Annotated in this window: 13 protein-coding genes; 8 read left to right on the forward strand and 5 right to left on the reverse strand. The window is 60.3% G+C overall.

The annotated features are described in order from the left end of the window. Positions 1–122 precede the first annotated feature (122 nt). Both FHX09_RS24020 and FHX09_RS24025 read left to right on the forward strand, forming a co-directional pair. Positions 123–2723 carry a PAS domain-containing sensor histidine kinase gene (locus tag FHX09_RS24020; RefSeq protein WP_184450758.1) on the forward strand — a complete coding sequence of 867 codons (2601 nt, stop codon included), beginning with the start codon at positions 123–125 and terminating at the stop codon, positions 2721–2723. A 78-nt stretch (positions 2724–2801) separates the two neighbouring features. After that, positions 2802–2990 carry a hypothetical protein gene (locus FHX09_RS24025; protein WP_132593158.1) on the forward strand — a complete coding sequence of 63 codons (189 nt, stop codon included), beginning with the start codon at positions 2802–2804 and terminating at the stop codon, positions 2988–2990. 262 nt (positions 2991–3252) lie between these two features. Here the strand turns inward: FHX09_RS24025 and FHX09_RS24030 are convergent, their stop codons facing one another. Together FHX09_RS24030 and FHX09_RS24035 are read right to left on the reverse strand one after the other, a co-directional pair. Next, positions 3253–4179 carry a pseudouridine-5'-phosphate glycosidase gene (locus FHX09_RS24030; protein WP_132593156.1) on the reverse strand — a complete coding sequence of 309 codons (927 nt, stop codon included), beginning with the start codon at positions 4177–4179 and terminating at the stop codon, positions 3253–3255. Positions 4180–4207: 28 nt separating this feature from the next. Then, complete coding sequence (locus FHX09_RS24035; protein ID WP_007800240.1) at positions 4208–5152, reverse strand: carbohydrate kinase family protein; 945 nt, start codon at positions 5150–5152, stop codon at positions 4208–4210. 241 nt (positions 5153–5393) lie between these two features. Between FHX09_RS24035 and recA the strand changes: the two genes are divergently transcribed. The 5 genes from recA to FHX09_RS24055 all read left to right on the forward strand — a co-directional run bounded on the left by recA (position 5394) and on the right by FHX09_RS24055 (position 12070). Next, positions 5394–6482: a recombinase RecA gene (gene recA, locus FHX09_RS24040; RefSeq protein ID WP_007800243.1), complete on the forward strand. Its 1089-nt coding sequence runs from the start codon at positions 5394–5396 to the stop codon at positions 6480–6482. A 154-nt stretch (positions 6483–6636) separates the two neighbouring features. Further along, complete coding sequence (gene alaS, locus FHX09_RS24045; protein ID WP_183723011.1) at positions 6637–9297, forward strand: alanine--tRNA ligase; 2661 nt, start codon at positions 6637–6639, stop codon at positions 9295–9297. A 471-nt stretch (positions 9298–9768) separates the two neighbouring features. After that, the gene (gene ltrA, locus FHX09_RS24050; protein WP_246699504.1) at positions 9769–10809 is read left to right on the forward strand and encodes a group II intron reverse transcriptase/maturase; all 1041 of its coding nucleotides are present in this window, start codon (positions 9769–9771) and stop codon (positions 10807–10809) included. A 30-nt stretch (positions 10810–10839) separates the two neighbouring features. Beyond that, positions 10840–11049 (forward strand): RNA-directed DNA polymerase, encoded by a 210-nt coding sequence (locus FHX09_RS30090; protein WP_245505527.1) that lies wholly within the window; start codon positions 10840–10842, stop codon positions 11047–11049. 169 nt (positions 11050–11218) lie between these two features. Beyond that, on the forward strand, positions 11219–12070 hold the full coding sequence (locus FHX09_RS24055; RefSeq protein WP_184450759.1) for an AraC family transcriptional regulator: 852 nt from the start codon (positions 11219–11221) through the stop codon (positions 12068–12070). Positions 12071–12081: 11 nt separating this feature from the next. Here the strand turns inward: FHX09_RS24055 and FHX09_RS24060 are convergent, their stop codons facing one another. The 3 genes from FHX09_RS24060 to FHX09_RS24070 form a co-directional block, all read right to left on the reverse strand. After that, on the reverse strand, positions 12082–12702 hold the full coding sequence (locus FHX09_RS24060) for a glutathione S-transferase family protein (RefSeq protein WP_132593150.1): 621 nt from the start codon (positions 12700–12702) through the stop codon (positions 12082–12084). 107 nt (positions 12703–12809) lie between these two features. Further along, complete coding sequence (locus FHX09_RS24065; RefSeq protein ID WP_007789518.1) at positions 12810–13256, reverse strand: GNAT family N-acetyltransferase; 447 nt, start codon at positions 13254–13256, stop codon at positions 12810–12812. Positions 13257–13334: 78 nt separating this feature from the next. Next, positions 13335–14546 carry an NADP-dependent isocitrate dehydrogenase gene (locus FHX09_RS24070; protein WP_007789520.1) on the reverse strand — a complete coding sequence of 404 codons (1212 nt, stop codon included), beginning with the start codon at positions 14544–14546 and terminating at the stop codon, positions 13335–13337. 186 nt (positions 14547–14732) lie between these two features. Between FHX09_RS24070 and FHX09_RS24075 the strand changes: the two genes are divergently transcribed. Beyond that, on the forward strand, positions 14733–15263 hold the full coding sequence (locus tag FHX09_RS24075) for a hypothetical protein (RefSeq protein ID WP_184450760.1): 531 nt from the start codon (positions 14733–14735) through the stop codon (positions 15261–15263). Positions 15264–15316 lie beyond the last annotated feature (53 nt).

Consider the following 15316-nt stretch of genomic DNA (forward strand, 5'->3'; position numbering starts at 1 on the left):
TCAGTCTTCACAGAGACCGGTGTTTTTGCAGAGACTGCAAATTGGTAAGAAGGAAAAGGCGCCTGATTCCTGCTTTGTCTCCCTATTGCGAGTGAAGCCCGGCAGGCCATGCGAGGGAATAGATGACGAGACCGCGTCAGGCCGACGATTACAGCGAACCGCTCTTGGACCGCGGGGGCCGCACAGGCACGGCTTTGCGGATCATTCTGCTTGCGCTTGTGCTGATCGGCGCAGCCGCTGCGTTCGTTGTTTTCAAAAGTTCCCTCGACAACGAAATGGTGCTCGGCGTTCTCGGCGTGCTTGCCATGGTCGGGATCTTCTTCCTCGTGTCCTCGGTGATCGGTTTTATCGAAGTCATGCCGCAGCGGCAGTCCGACAGCCTGGCGCGCGCATTCTTGAACAGCCACCCCGACGGGTCGCTCATCACTGATGAGAAGGGTCGCATCGTTTATGCGAATGCGGCCTACGGCGAACTGACCAGTGCCCGCAAGTCGACTGAGGTTCAGACACTTGAAGCGCTCCTGTCGCGTCATCGAGAGTCGAACGAGGCGCTCTATCGTCTCTCCAACGGCCTGCGTGAGGGTCGGGAGGGCAGCGAGGAATTCCGCCTGTTGCGATCGCTTGGCCCCTCGACGAACGGCGCCGGGGCGCATTGGTATCGCCTGAAAGCGCGGGCTCTCCACAGCGAGGAGATTGGACGCAAGCCGCTCCACATCTGGCAGATCAGCGACATCACCTCGGAGCGCGATGATCAGGAGCGGTTCTTCAAGGAATTGCAGAATGCGATCGACTATCTCGACCACGCGCCGGCCGGGTTCTTTTCCGCCGGGCGCAAAGGTGAGATTTTCTATCTCAACGCAACGCTGGCGGAATGGCTCGGCATCGATCTCACCAAATTCGTCCCCGGTTCGGTAACGATCGGCGACTTCGTTGCGGGTGAGGGACTTGCGCTCATACAATCAGTGCAGGCCGATCCAGGCCTAAAGAAGACCGTGACACTGGATCTCGACCTGAAGAAGATGAACGGTCAGAGCCTGCCGGCACAGATCGTCCACAGCGTGACGTCGATGCGCGATGGCGCGCCCGGAGAAAGCCGGTCGATCGTGCTTACGCGTCAGAAGAGCGGCGAGAGCGATCAATCCGCCTCGGCGGCCGCGATGCGGTTCACCCGTTTCTTCAACAACACGCCGATGGCGATCGCCTCGGTGGACGGCGAAGGCCGCATCCTGCGGACGAATGCACCGTTCCTGAAGCTGTTTTCCGGGATGGTTTCCCGTGATGACGTAGAGAACGGCGCTTTGCTCGAAGTCATTGTTCAGGACAGCGACAAGTCGAAGCTGCAGCAGGCGCTTGTGGCGGCAAAGGACCGGCAGGGCGACATCCCTCCGATCGACTCTCGCACGCCAACGGACGAAGCCCGCCATTTCCGCTTCTACGTCAATGCGGTGATCGACCAGAGCGACGAGGCACCGGAAGAGGCTGCGATCGTCTATGCCGTGGAGGTGACGGAGCAGAAGGCGCTCGAAGCGCAGATGGCACAGACTCAGAAAATGAACGCGGTTGGCACGCTGGCCGGCGGCATTGCGCACGACTTCAACAACGTTCTGACGGCCATTCTGCTCTCTTCCGATCATCTGCTGCTGCAGGCGAGACCCGCCGACCCTGGCTTTGCAGACCTGATGGAAATCAAGCGCAATGCCAATCGTGCCGCAGTGCTCGTTCGGCAACTGCTGGCGTTCTCGCGCAAGCAGACGATGCGGCCGACGGTGCTTAATCTGACCGATGTGGTGGGCGACCTCAGGATGCTGGTCGACCGGCTGCTATCCGGTACGAATGTGAAGCTTGACGTCGAGTATGGCCGCGATCTCTGGCCTGTTAAGACTGACCTGTCGCAGTTCGAGCAGGTGCTCATCAACCTCTGCGTCAACGCGCGCGATGCCATGCCGCAGGGCGGCAAGCTGACGCTTCGCACGAAGAACGTGACGGCGGAAGAGATCGCAGCATTCAATTACTCCTATATGCCGCACGAGGACATGGTCCTCATCGAGGTCTCGGACAACGGGACCGGCATTGCGCCTGAGATCATGGACAAGATCTTCGAGCCCTTCTTCACGACGAAGGAGGTCGGCAAGGGAACGGGTCTTGGTCTCGCGATGGTTTACGGCATCGTCAAGCAGTCGGGTGGCTATATTCAGCCGGAGTCGGAAGTCGGCAAAGGTACGACTTTCCGCGTCTTCCTGCCGCGCCACATTGTCGAGCCAGCCGTTGCGGCGGAAGGTGATGCCGTCACGCCTGCGATCGGCGCGCCCGGCGAACAGGTACCGGCACCGGCGCAGCAAGCCGAGGATCTGACCGGATCTGCCGTCATTTTGCTGGTCGAGGATGAGGAAGCAGTGCGTCGCGGCGGCAAGCGCATGCTCGAGACCCGCGGCTACACGGTTTACGAGGCCGGATCTGGCGTCGAGGCGCTCGATATCATGGACGAGCTCGAAGGCAAGGTCGACATCGTCGTCTCGGATGTGGTGATGCCGGAGATGGATGGTCCATCGCTGCTGCGCGAACTGCGCAAGAATTATCCTGACCTGAAGTTCATCTTCGTTTCGGGCTATGCCGAGGATGCATTCGCACGCAACCTGCCGCCGGATTCCAAGTTCGGCTTCCTGCCGAAGCCGTTCTCCCTGAAGCAGCTTGCCGTCGTCGTGAAGGAGACGCTCGACAGCTAGTCGGTACCTAGAGTTTTAGCCTTTTTTGAACCCATCCTCAGCGATCGTTTGTTATGAAATCGCAACCTGGAGGAGAAAATGCGCTGGAAGCTCTTTGCCATCCTGGTGGCCGTGTCGTATGTCTGGGCGATCCTGACAGGCTTTAATGGTGTGCCGCGATCGCAATTCAGGATGGTCGGCGATGCATGCATCGGTCTTTTCGCCACAATAGGCGTTCTGCTTTACGCTTTTGAACGCCAGTTGCTCAGCGAGCAATTTTGGTCGTGATTTTCACGATTGTACTTGGTTTGGATTTGCTTGTGGCTGGCAGTTTTCCTTGTCCGCTTCGCAATCTTTTACGGCGCGAATACCGACCTGCTGTCCGCGAAAAAAATGGTTGTTCTATTGTTCGGTTATTCGGCGCTTTTGTGGAGCTTCGATTCGACTCCTTTCAGTGGCTGGCTCTTGCCCGTCATGCGAAGGGCGAAATGCTCAAATGACGATTGCGGAGTCGGCCGTTAGGGAGGCGCTGGAACGCCCCCTCAAACGATCATCCCGCCAGCGCGACGGCAATTTCTGCCGCCAATCTCGCATTATTTTCGACCAAGGCAATATTGGTCTTCAGGCTCTGGCCGTCGGTCAGGTCAAAGATCGTGCTGAGCAGGTAAGGGGTCACTTCCTTGCCGCTGATCTCGTCGCGCTCGGCGCTGTCGAGGGCGCGCTCGATGTAGATTTCCATTTCCTCCCGCGGGATCTCGTCTGCCTCCGGCACAGGGTTCGCGATCAGCATGCCGCCATCGATGCCGAGCTGCTCGCGCACCGTCTGGAAGTTGGCGATTGCGGCTGGGCTGTTGAGCGTCAGCGGACTGCGCAATCCCGACGCCCGCGACCAGAAGGCGGGGAATTCCTCGCTCTCGTAGGTCACAACGGGCACGCCCGCGGTTTCCAGCACCTCCAGAGTCTTCGGAATATCCAGGATTGCCTTGGCGCCGGCGCAAACGACGATGACACCGGTGCGGCTGAGTTCCTCGAGGTCAGCGGAGATATCGAAGCTTTCTTCGGCGCCTCGGTGGACTCCGCCGATGCCACCGGTGGCGAAGACCTTGATGCCGGCACGCTCGGCGGCGATCATCGTAGCTGCCACGGTCGTCGCACCATGACGACGCTCGGCGACCGCGAAGGCGAGATCGGCGCGCGAGACCTTCAGAACATCCTTGGCCTGCGCCAGCTGCTCCAGTTGCTCGGCTTCGAGGCCGATATGCAGCGTCCCGTGAATGACCGCGATCGTTGCCGGGACCGCGCCCTGCTCACGAATGATCGCCTCGACGCTGCGGGCCATCTCGATGTTGCCGGGGTAGGGCATGCCATGCGTGATGATGGTCGATTCGAGCGCCACAATCGGCGCGCCGCGCTGCTTGGCGCTTGCGACTTCCTTGGAATAGGCGATCGGCAGGAGGGGGGAGATCGGTTTCGTCATTGTCTCTTCCATTTCGTCGGTATTGCCTTCAATGCAAAATTCTCGCCGGCGGAACAAGGGAAAGTGTCTTCCTCACCAAATCCGGGGAGAGGTTTTCATTGACGGCGTGCGGGGACTGTACCGTAAGAGCTGCGGCAGCGGCGCCTTCCCGCACCGCATCGGCCAGGGGAATTCCGCGCATAAGCCCGGAAATAACGCCGGCCGCGAGCGAGTCGCCGGCGCCCGTGACATCTGCGACGCCTTCGAGGTTTACCGGCTGCAGGGCAACGACGCGGTGATCAGCAAAGGCAATCAGCTCGCGTTGGCCGCGCGTGACGACGCCGCCACGCAAGCCGATGTCACCCAGCAGCGACGGCCAATGCGACGGGTCATTGGGCCGTTCGCCAGTCAATGCGGTGGCTTCAGCCTCATTGAGGAAAAGATAGTCTATCCCATCGATGCACGGTTTCAGCTTGATCGCCTTGGCCGGCGAGATTGCGATCGCGCCCACCGGCTTGCCGAGAGCCTTAGCGCGCTCGACGATCGATGCCATCGTCTCCGCCGGCAGGTTGGCGTCAAAGAGGATGAAATCGGTCGCGGCAAAGGCATCGCGGACGGCACGGATCGAGAGCCGGCGCGGCATGAACATGCGGTAGAGATCCATGTCGGCAAGCGCAATCACCAGGTTTCCATCGTTCTCGATGATTGCGGTGTAACTGGGCGTCTTCCGATCCAGGAAAACGAAGGGGCGGTCATGAACGCCTGCGAAATCGGCCGCCTCGCTGACCGCCTCGCCGATCGGATCGCCGCCACGGGGCGAAATCATCGTCACGTCGAAGCCCAACCGGGCCAGGTTGCGCGCTGCATTGAAGCCACCGCCGCCTGGCTCCTCGAACCATGACCCCGGATTGCTGGCACCGGCCACCGTGTCGCCGGAAATGCGTCCGCGCCTGTCGATATGGGCTCCGCCGAGGACAAGAATCTTCTGCTTCATTTCATCGCCCTGCATCCGCCAAAAGACACGAATCGTCCCGCCGTCGCTAGCAGGTTGGCGGCGACTGCCCTATCTTTAAGCCGTTGCTTTCCATCACTAAAACAAATGTAGAACACGGGCTATTTTACCTTTTTCTTTCAACTGTTTGAACGGCGCTTGCGCAATGAGAACAAATGCGGTACAAAATCGACATCGGCGGCGACATTGCTTGAGCGGCTTCAATAACCTAAAGGTGGATCGAATGTCACAGAATACATTGCGGCTTGTAGAGGACAAATCGGTGGACAAAAGCAAGGCACTTGAAGCGGCACTCTCACAGATCGAGCGGTCGTTCGGCAAGGGCTCAATCATGAAGCTCGGCTCGAACGAGAATGTCGTCGAGATCGAAACGGTTTCGACAGGTTCTCTCGGGTTGGATATCGCGCTCGGCATCGGCGGCCTTCCCAAGGGCCGCATCATCGAGATTTACGGACCGGAAAGCTCGGGCAAGACGACGCTCGCGCTGCAGACCATTGCGGAATCGCAGAAGAAGGGCGGCATCTGCGCCTTCGTGGACGCAGAACATGCGCTCGATCCGGTCTATGCCCGCAAACTTGGCGTCGATCTGCAGAATCTCCTGATCTCGCAGCCGGATACAGGCGAGCAGGCGCTTGAGATCACCGACACGCTGGTGCGTTCCGGCGCTGTTGACGTTCTCGTCGTCGACTCCGTTGCAGCGCTGACGCCGCGTGCGGAAATCGAGGGCGAGATGGGGGACAACCTGCCGGGTCTCCAGGCGCGACTGATGAGTCAGGCGCTGCGCAAGCTGACGGCTTCGATCTCGAAGTCGAATACCATGGTGATCTTCATCAACCAAATCCGCATGAAGATCGGCGTCATGTTCGGGTCGCCGGAAACGACGACCGGCGGTAACGCGCTGAAGTTCTATGCCTCCGTTCGCCTCGATATTCGCCGCATCGGCGCGGTGAAGGAGCGCGAAGAGATCATCGGCAACCAGACGCGCGTCAAGGTCGTCAAGAACAAGATGGCGCCTCCCTTCAAGCAGGTCGAATTCGATATCATGTATGGCGAAGGCGTTTCCAAGACTGGCGAACTGGTCGACCTCGGCGTCAAAGCCGGTATCGTCGAGAAGTCGGGCGCCTGGTTCTCCTACAACAGTCAGCGCCTCGGCCAGGGCCGTGAGAACGCGAAGCTTTTCCTGCGGGACAATCCGGATCTCCTACGCGAGATCGAGACGGCACTTCGTCAGAATGCCGGTCTGATTGCGGACCGCTTCCTGCAGAATGGCGGCCCTGATGCGAACGACGGAGACGAGGCCGCAGACGGCTAATCGTCTGAAGGTTTCAAACAGTTCAAGACCGGCCGCATTCCTTGATCAGAATGTGGCCGGTTTTGTTTGTCTGCTGGACAGTGGTTAAGGCGAGCGATAAAAGCCACTGGATTTAAGTTTTGACCTGCCTTCCGGCAGCATTGAAGGGCATAGCATGAGCGGTGTGAATGATATCCGGTCGACCTTCCTCGACTACTTCAAGAAGAACGGCCACGAAATCGTTCCGTCGAGCCCGTTGGTGCCACGCAACGATCCGACACTGATGTTCACCAATGCCGGCATGGTGCAGTTCAAGAACGTTTTCACCGGCCTTGAGCAGCGGCCGTACAAGACGGCCTCGACCGCCCAGAAGTGCGTCCGTGCCGGTGGCAAGCATAACGACCTTGATAATGTCGGCTATACCGCGCGCCATCACACCTTCTTCGAGATGCTCGGTAACTTCTCCTTTGGAGACTACTTCAAGGAGCGGGCGATCGAGCTCGCCTGGAACCTGATCACCAAGGAATTTGCTATCGACGCCAAGCGGTTGTTGGTCACAGTCTACCATACGGACGACGAGGCCTTTAACCTTTGGAAGAAGATTGCAGGGCTGTCGGACGAAAAGATCATCCGCATCCCGACCAGCGACAATTTCTGGGCGATGGGCGATACCGGCCCGTGCGGCCCATGCTCGGAAATCTTCTATGACCACGGCGATCATATATGGGGCGGACCTCCCGGCTCGCCTGAGGAAGACGGCGACCGCTTCATCGAGATCTGGAATCTCGTCTTCATGCAGTACGAGCAGGTCACGAAGGAAGAGCGCATCGACCTTCCGCGGCCGTCGATCGACACGGGCATGGGTCTGGAGCGCGTCGCTGCCGTCCTGCAGGGCAAGCATGACAACTACGACATCGACCTGTTCCGCGCGCTGATCGAGGCTTCGGAAGAAGTGACAGGCGTAAAGGCAGAGGGCGAGCGTCGTGCAAGCCACCGCGTCATTGCCGACCACCTGCGTTCGTCGGCCTTCCTGATTGCCGATGGCGTGTTGCCCTCGAACGAAGGCCGCGGCTATGTGCTTCGCCGCATCATGCGCCGCGCGATGCGGCATGCCGAGCTGCTCGGTGCCAAGGAGCCGCTGATCTGGAAGCTGCTGCCGACGCTAGTCCAGGAAATGGGGCGAGCATATCCGGAACTGGTCCGCGCGGAATCGCTGATCTCCGAGACACTGAAGCTTGAGGAAACCCGTTTCCGCAAGACGCTAGAGCGTGGCCTTTCGCTGCTCTCCGACGCGACTACGACCCTCGGCAAGGGCGATATGCTCGACGGCGAGACGGCCTTCAAGCTCTATGATACCTACGGCTTCCCGCTCGACCTGACGCAGGATGCGCTTCGGGCCCGCGAAATCGGCGTCGACATATCAGGCTTCACCGACGCGATGGAGCGTCAGAAAGCCGAAGCGCGTTCGCATTGGGCCGGCTCCGGCGACAAGGCCACAGAGACGATCTGGTTCGAACTCAAAGAAAAGCACGGCGCGTCGGAATTCCTTGGCTACGACACCGAGACCGCAGAAGGTGTCGTTCAGGCCATCGTGAAGGACGGTGCTTCGGTCGCTTCTGCGTCCGCTGGCGATAAGGTTCAAATTGTCGTCAACCAGACGCCGTTCTACGGCGAGTCCGGCGGCCAGATGGGTGACACGGGCGTGATTACTTCCGATACGGCCAAGATCGAGATCACGGACACCCAGAAGAAGGGCGAGGGCCTGTTCGTCCATATCGGCACCGTTGTCGAGGGCACGGTGAGGGCGAGCGAGCCGGTTGCGTTGACGGTCGACCATGCGCGTCGCTCGCGCCTGCGGGCAAACCACTCGGCCACGCACCTTCTGCACGAGGCGCTGCGCGAAGTGTTGGGCACGCATGTCGCACAGAAGGGCTCGCTGGTCGCGCCCGAGCGTCTGCGCTTTGACGTTTCGCATCCGAAGCCGATGACGGCTGACGAATTGAAGGTCGTCGAGGACATGGCAAATGAGATCGTGTTGCAGAATTCGTCGGTCACGACCCGCCTGATGAGCGTCGACGACGCGATTGCCGAAGGCGCCATGGCATTGTTCGGCGAGAAGTACGGCGACGAAGTGCGCGTCGTCGCCATGGGCCAGGGCGTGCGTGGCGCCAAGGCGGGCAAGCCCTATTCGATCGAGCTTTGCGGCGGCACGCACGTCGGCGCGACCGGTCAAATCGGTCTGATCCGCGTTTTGGGCGAAAGCGCGGTTGGCGCCGGCGTGCGCCGTATCGAGGCGGTCACCGGCGAGTCCGCGCGCGAATACCTGGCGGAACAGGACGAGCGCGTCAAGTCGCTCGCGACGTCGCTCAAGGTGCAGCCGGCCGATGTTCTTGCTCGCGTCGAGGCGCTCATGGATGAACGCCGCAAGCTCGAGCGCGAATTGGCCGACGCCAAGCGCAAGCTTGCAATGGGCGGCGGACAGGGCGGTCCTGCCGATGCGGTCCGTGATGTCGCTGGTGTGAAGTTCCTCGGCAAGGCGATCTCGGGCGTCGATCCCAAGGATCTCAAGGGGCTTGCCGACGATGGCAAGGCGAGCCTCGGTTCCGGCGTCGTCGCACTGATCGGCGTGGGCGAGGACGGCAAAGCGAGCGCAGTCGTTGCGGTGACCCCGGACTTGACGGACCGGTTCAGTGCCGTCGATCTCGTTCGCGTCGCGTCGGCTGCTCTTGGCGGCAAGGGCGGCGGCGGTCGTCCCGATATGGCCCAGGCGGGCGGGCCAGATGGGGCAAAGGCCGACGAGGCGATCGAGGCTGTGGCGGTCGCGCTGGCAAGCTGAGCGAACTAGAGTTCGCACGAAACTCTTTGGAAGGCGGGGCTGGTCCCCGCCTTTTCGTTGTGCGCCCAGCATGAGCGCATTCTTGTGGGTGGAAGTCCCACCGTAAGCTGGTCATGGCGAGCGAAGAGAAGCGCAACTGCGGAAGGGCGACCGAACGTGGGGAGGAAGCGTGGATCGCAACTGCGGGCCGATGAACAAGAACCGGATATGAGGCGATGCCGACCAGGGCGAGCGGGCAACATACCGCGAAGCTCTTGTGACCAAGGGTCGGTGGCGTAAATCCGGCGGTCGTGCAGTGAAGGAGTGCGTTCTTACCTGTTGGGGTGATCTCGCCTTGCGCCTGAAAGGGCGACGGTGTCGAGCCGGAGCGAGAAGTCAGCAGAGGTCGTAGTAGGGAGCAGGTAGGCGCGAACGAAGGGCTGAACGAGAGAGAGTGAAGTTCCTCCAAGGATGAGCAAGGTCATGCGTCAGATGCCGGGACAGCCCGGGAGATCGGAGGGGCAAGCGGGTGAAGCCCGCCGGAGTTCCGATCTTGACGAAACCGCGCCCCCGCCGCGGATCGGGAACGACACAGGTGCTGGGCTGCTTGAGGCGGCCCTGCGGCGAGAGAACCTTCTGCAGGCGTGGAAGCAGGTGCGAGCCAACAAGTGCGCGCCAACAAGGGGCGCTGCGGGCGTGGACGGTCTGGACATTGACCAGACGGCTGCGGCGCTGCGCATCTCTTGGCCTGCCATCCGCGACAGCCTGCGGGAAGGGACGTATCGGCCACAGCCGGTGCGTCGCGTGATGATCCCGAAGCCAGGGGGCGGCGAGCGCGAGCTTGGCATCCCTACGGTGCTGGACCGCCTGATCCAACAGGCGCTCCTGCAAGTCCTTCAGCCAATCCTTGATCCGACCTTCAGCCAGCACAGCTACGGCTTCCGTCCGGGAAGGAGTGCACACGATGCCGTCCTGGCGGCGCAATCGTTCGTGCAGTCCGGACGGTGGGTCGTTGTGGACGTGGATCTGGAGAAGTTCTTCGACCGGGTTGACCATGACATCCTGATCGACCGTCTGCGCAAGAAAATCCCTGATCCTGGCGTGACCCGCTTCGTACGGGCCTATCTGAACGCCGACATTGTTGATGGGGGTGCGGTCATTGCGCGGACCAGAGGCACGCCGCAGGGCGGGCCGCTGTCGCCGCTATTGGCCAACCTGCTGCTGGATGAGGTCGACAAGGAGCTTGAACGGCGGGGCCATGCCTTCTGCCGCTATGCCGACGACTGCAACGTCTATGTGCGGTCGCAGCGGGCGGGCGAGCGGGCGATGGCTCTGCTGCGGCGGCTTTATGGTCGACTTCGCCTGATGGTGAACGAGGTCAAGAGCGCTGTTGCCAGCGTCTTCGGCCGCAAATTCCTCGGCTATGCTTTCTTCAAAGCACCAGGAGGGGTGGTCAAGCGAGGTGTTGCCGACAAGGCAATCAAGGCGTTCAAGGAGCGCATTCGCGAACTGACACCGCGGGTCGATCCCTGAAAGCAGTTCTGGCGAGAGCTGGTTGAATGGATGCGTCACCGTGTGAGGGCAATCCAGCTCAAACAATGGAGGCGTGGCACGACGATCTTCCGCGAACTGCTGGCAAAGGGGGCAAACCCTCTTGTGGCACAGCGAGTGGCAGCCAAGGCCGGTCGCTGGTGGCGCAACAGCGGCAAACTCCTCAACAGCATCCTCACCATCAAATGGGCCGACCAACTCGGAATGCCCAGACTCGTCTAACCTCAATCTCTCGAACCGCCCGGTGCGGATCCGCATGCCGGGTGGTGTGGCAGGGGCGCGATCGAATACGATCGCCCCCTATGCCGATTGCGGATTGGTCAAAGTCCGCAGGATTTGTCAAATCGCAGTATGGTTTTCTGCAGCCGATCGATTTGCACGAGGTTCAGACATGAATGGCGAAACGGCATGGGCCCTCTACGAGGACCGTCTGCGACGGGTATCGGCCTATATCCATGATCATCTCGACGAAGAGCTTGACATGGACAGGCTTGCCGAGATTGCCTGCATGTCGAGCTACCACTGGCACAGGATCTATCGCGCGGTTTACGGCGAAACACTCGCGGCGACCGTCAAGCGGCTGCGCTTGCATCGCGCCGCCGGCGACATCGTGCGCACGGGTCTTTCTGTTGGGGAAATCGCAAAGCGATCAGGCTATCCCAACCTCCAGTCCTTCAACCGTATCTTCAAATCGGTCTACGGCATGCCGCCAGCTCAATACCGGAAAGAGGGAAGCCATAAAGCCTTCGAACCCTCACCTAACGGAAAGACTGCAGCCATGTTTGATGTCACCTTACGGAAGATTGAGCTAATTCAATTGCTTGGCGTGCCGCACATCGGCTCGTACATGCAGATCGGCAAGGCGTTCGAGACCTTGTTTGGCACGCTGTATGCGCGCCGGCTTGCCAAGCCTACGATGCGCATGGTCGGTGTCTATCTCGATGATCCCGATCTCGTGCCGGCCGAAAGGCTGCGGTCCATCGCATGCGTGACGATGGAAGACGAGATCGCCGCTGCACCGCCATTCGAACATCGTACCCTCGACGGTGGGGAATATGCCGTGCTGCGTCACAGGGGGCCTTATGCCGACATGCACAAGGCCTATCAGTGGCTCTATGCGGAATGGCTGCCCGCTTCAGGCCGGCAGCTTCGCGACAGCGTGATGTTCGAGGAGTATCTCAACAACCCACGCGATGTATCGCCGACCGAACTCTTGACCGACATCCACATGCCGCTTGCCTGAGCCTCCGGTCGCTACTTTGCGGCCTTCATGGCCTCGTCATCGATGGAGACGGCCCGCTTGTAGGCCGGGCGATCGGTGACGCGGCCGAGATAGTCGACAAAGGCCTGGCGCTTCTCGATGGTGCCGAATCCCAGGCCCCAGCCAATATGTGAACCGACGTAGACGTCGGCTGCCGTGAAGCGATCTCCGGCAACGTAAGGTGTGGCACTGACGGCGCTCTCCAGCGTGTTCATCACATCGGCGAAGCTGCCATATCCCGCCATCCGGGCCTTGTCGGGCGGAGTTTCAAAGCCCAATGCCTTGTTGGTCGCTGCGGCTTCGAGCGGTCCGGCGGTAAAGAACATCCAGCGATAGTAGCTGCCGCGTTCATCCGACTTTGGAGCGAGGCCTGCTTCGGGGAAGGTGTCAGCGAGATAGGCGCAGATCGCTGCGCATTCCGTCACAACCGTTTTGCCGTGCCGGACCGCGGGAACCTTGCCCATCGGGTTGACGGCAAGGTACTCCGGCGACTTCATGGTTTCGCCAAAGGTCAGGATCTCTGTTTTGTAGGGTACGCCCGTCTCCTCCAGCATCCAGCGGGCGATGCGACCACGCGACATAGGGTTCGTATAAAATACCAGTTCGTCTGCCATGCACTCCTCCTCATTTTCTTTTTACGCTCCGGGATCTGAACGCAGTGTATTAAGGCCGGCCATCAGGAAGATAGGACAGAGAGGTCCAGCGCAAAGTCCGTAACTATTTAAAGTACCTTGCGATATTGGATGAAGCCGGATCGCTCGGCGATCCTGTCGTAGAGTTTTCGCGCCGTGGTGTTGGTTTCGTGCGTCATCCAGTAGAGCCGGCCGGCTCCGTTCTCACGGGCGAGATTGGCGACGGCATCGATGAGAGCCGCGCCCGTGCCGAGACCGCGCTGTGTGTCGTCCACATAGAGGTCCTGCAGGTAGCAGGTCCACTTCGGCAGCCAGGTCGAGCGATGGAAGATGGCGTGGACGATGCCGACGAGGCGGTCGCCTTCGTCGAAGGCGCCGAGCGCGTGCATGTCTTCGGCCGGATCCTGGAAACGACCCCAGGTCAGATCCGTCGTCTCCGGCGGAATGACGACCTCGTAGAAGCGCTGATAGCTGGCCCACAGCGGTTCCCAGGCGGCCCGGTCGGAAGGCTGCAGCGGACGGATTGTGGTGGTCATGCTTGTTGTTCCCCTACTTGTCGCTGAAACGAAAACGGCGGGGAAATCCCCGCCGCCCATTCCGCTATTGTTTCTGGCTTATGCCATCGCCTTCTGCAGGTTCTGATCGATCTTGTCGAGGAAGGCGGTGGTGGAGAGCCAGGGCTGATCGGGACCGATGAGCAGTGCCAGATCCTTGGTCATGAATCCGGCTTCGACCGTATCGACGCAAACTTTCTCCAGCGTTGCGGCGAACTTTGCGAGTTCGGCATTGTCATCGAGCTTGGCGCGGTGCGCGAGGCCGCGTGTCCAGGCGAAGATCGAGGCGATCGAGTTCGTCGAGGTTTCCTGGCCCTTCTGGTGCTGGCGGTAGTGGCGGGTAACCGTGCCGTGCGCGGCTTCGGCTTCGACCGTCTTGCCATCCGGCGTCAGCAGAACCGAGGTCATGAGGCCGAGCGAACCGAAGCCCTGGGCAACCGTGTCGGACTGGACGTCGCCATCGTAGTTCTTGCACGCCCAGACGTAACCGCCCGACCACTTCAGCGCCGAAGCGACCATGTCGTCGATCAGGCGGTGTTCGTAGGTGATGCCCAACTCCTTGAACTGATCCTTGAATTCGGTCTGATAGACTTCTTCGAAGATGTCCTTGAAGCGGCCGTCGTATGCTTTGAGAATGGTGTTCTTGGTCGACAGGTAGACCGGCCATTTGCGCATCAGGCCGTACATCATCGAGGCGCGGGCGAACTCGCGGATCGACTCGTCGAGGTTGTACATAGCCATGGCAACGCCAGCGCCGGGGGCGTCGAACACGTCCTTTTCGATGACCTGGCCGTCTTCGCCGACGAACTTGATCGTCAGCTTGCCCTTGCCGGGGAATTTGAAATCGGTGGCGCGGTATTGGTCGCCGAAGGCATGACGGCCGACGACGATCGGCTTCGTCCAGCCCGGAACCAGGCGCGGAACGTTCTGGCAGATGATCGGTTCGCGGAAGATAACGCCGCCGAGGATGTTGCGGATCGTGCCGTTCGGGCTCTTCCACATCTGCTTCAGGTTGAATTCCTTGACGCGGTCTTCATCAGGCGTGATCGTCGCGCACTTGATGCCGACGCCGTGCTTCTTGATGGCGTTGGCTGCATCGATCGTCACCTGGTCATTGGTGGCGTCGCGGTTTTCAACGGAAAGGTCGAAATAATCGATCTCAAGGTCGAGATACGGATGGATCAGCTTATCCTTGATGAGCTGCCAAATGATGCGAGTCATTTCATCGCCGTCGAGATCGGCGACGGGATTGGCGACCTTGATCTTCTTCATGTATCTGCCTCGTTAAGCTAAGAAGGGACCGGTGTCCCGGGTGGGTGATGTGAAATCCCTGGCGCTATAGCATTGTGCGCCGGGAGTGCAAAGCCGGAAGCAGGAGAGGGCGGTGTTTTTGCGGCCATTGCCAAGTGTCGGAAAATGGCTAGTCTCCGCCGCGAAACCATTGCCCGGATATTCGTCATGAAGAAGATTTCCCTTGTCCTAGCGGTCCTTCTCGGTTCGACCTCGCCAATGCTTGCTGGCGACCTTACGGCGCCGGTCAAGGAGATCATGGACGCGACGATCAAAAACTGGTCGGGCGCGGATAGCGACTGGATCGACATCTTCGATCCGAGCAAGCTTTCGCGGCTATACAGCAAGGACTTCGTGACCAAATACCAGGCAGCCATCCAGAACCCGGCTGCCGACGAGGACGGCATTTCGCCTTTCGACTACGACGTGATCATCAACGGCGAGGATGCATGTCCTCTCGCGGATCTGACTTACACGCCAAAGCAGGCCACCGACGGAGCGACGGAAGTGATTGTCACTTTCAAGAAGGCGACATGCATGGACGACGGGTCGGACAAGCAAGCCGTGACCACCGTGCGGTTCGAGATGCTCGACGAGGCCGGCAAGGCTGTGATCGACGACATCGTCACTGAGGGTGATCCTGGGCAGCCACCGAACTCGCTCAAGAACACCATGGTGCAGATCGCCAAGGGTCAGTGATGGCGGTGACGCTCGGCCGGGCACCCTTCCCGGAAACGGCCTTCGCGCCAGCT

The organism is Rhizobium sp. BK538 (assembly GCF_014197575.1).
GTDB lineage: Bacteria > Pseudomonadota > Alphaproteobacteria > Rhizobiales > Rhizobiaceae > Rhizobium.

Coding starts and splice junctions, on each gene's coding strand:
- FHX09_RS24055 (WP_184450759.1), top strand. CDS start 11,219: ATGAATGGCGAAACGGCATGGGCCCTCTACGAGGACCGTCTGCGACGG.
- alaS (WP_183723011.1), top strand. CDS start 6,637: ATGAGCGGTGTGAATGATATCCGGTCGACCTTCCTCGACTACTTCAAG.
- FHX09_RS24020 (WP_184450758.1), top strand. CDS start 123: ATGACGAGACCGCGTCAGGCCGACGATTACAGCGAACCGCTCTTGGAC.
- FHX09_RS24030 (WP_132593156.1), bottom strand. CDS start 4,179: ATGACGAAACCGATCTCCCCCCTCCTGCCGATCGCCTATTCCAAGGAA.
- FHX09_RS30090 (WP_245505527.1), top strand. CDS start 10,840: ATGCGTCACCGTGTGAGGGCAATCCAGCTCAAACAATGGAGGCGTGGC.
- FHX09_RS24075 (WP_184450760.1), top strand. CDS start 14,733: ATGAAGAAGATTTCCCTTGTCCTAGCGGTCCTTCTCGGTTCGACCTCG.
- FHX09_RS24060 (WP_132593150.1), bottom strand. CDS start 12,702: ATGGCAGACGAACTGGTATTTTATACGAACCCTATGTCGCGTGGTCGC.
- FHX09_RS24025 (WP_132593158.1), top strand. CDS start 2,802: ATGCGCTGGAAGCTCTTTGCCATCCTGGTGGCCGTGTCGTATGTCTGG.
- recA (WP_007800243.1), top strand. CDS start 5,394: ATGTCACAGAATACATTGCGGCTTGTAGAGGACAAATCGGTGGACAAA.
- FHX09_RS24035 (WP_007800240.1), bottom strand. CDS start 5,152: ATGAAGCAGAAGATTCTTGTCCTCGGCGGAGCCCATATCGACAGGCGC.
- ltrA (WP_246699504.1), top strand. CDS start 9,769: ATGCCGGGACAGCCCGGGAGATCGGAGGGGCAAGCGGGTGAAGCCCGC.
- FHX09_RS24065 (WP_007789518.1), bottom strand. CDS start 13,256: ATGACCACCACAATCCGTCCGCTGCAGCCTTCCGACCGGGCCGCCTGG.
- FHX09_RS24070 (WP_007789520.1), bottom strand. CDS start 14,546: ATGAAGAAGATCAAGGTCGCCAATCCCGTCGCCGATCTCGACGGCGAT.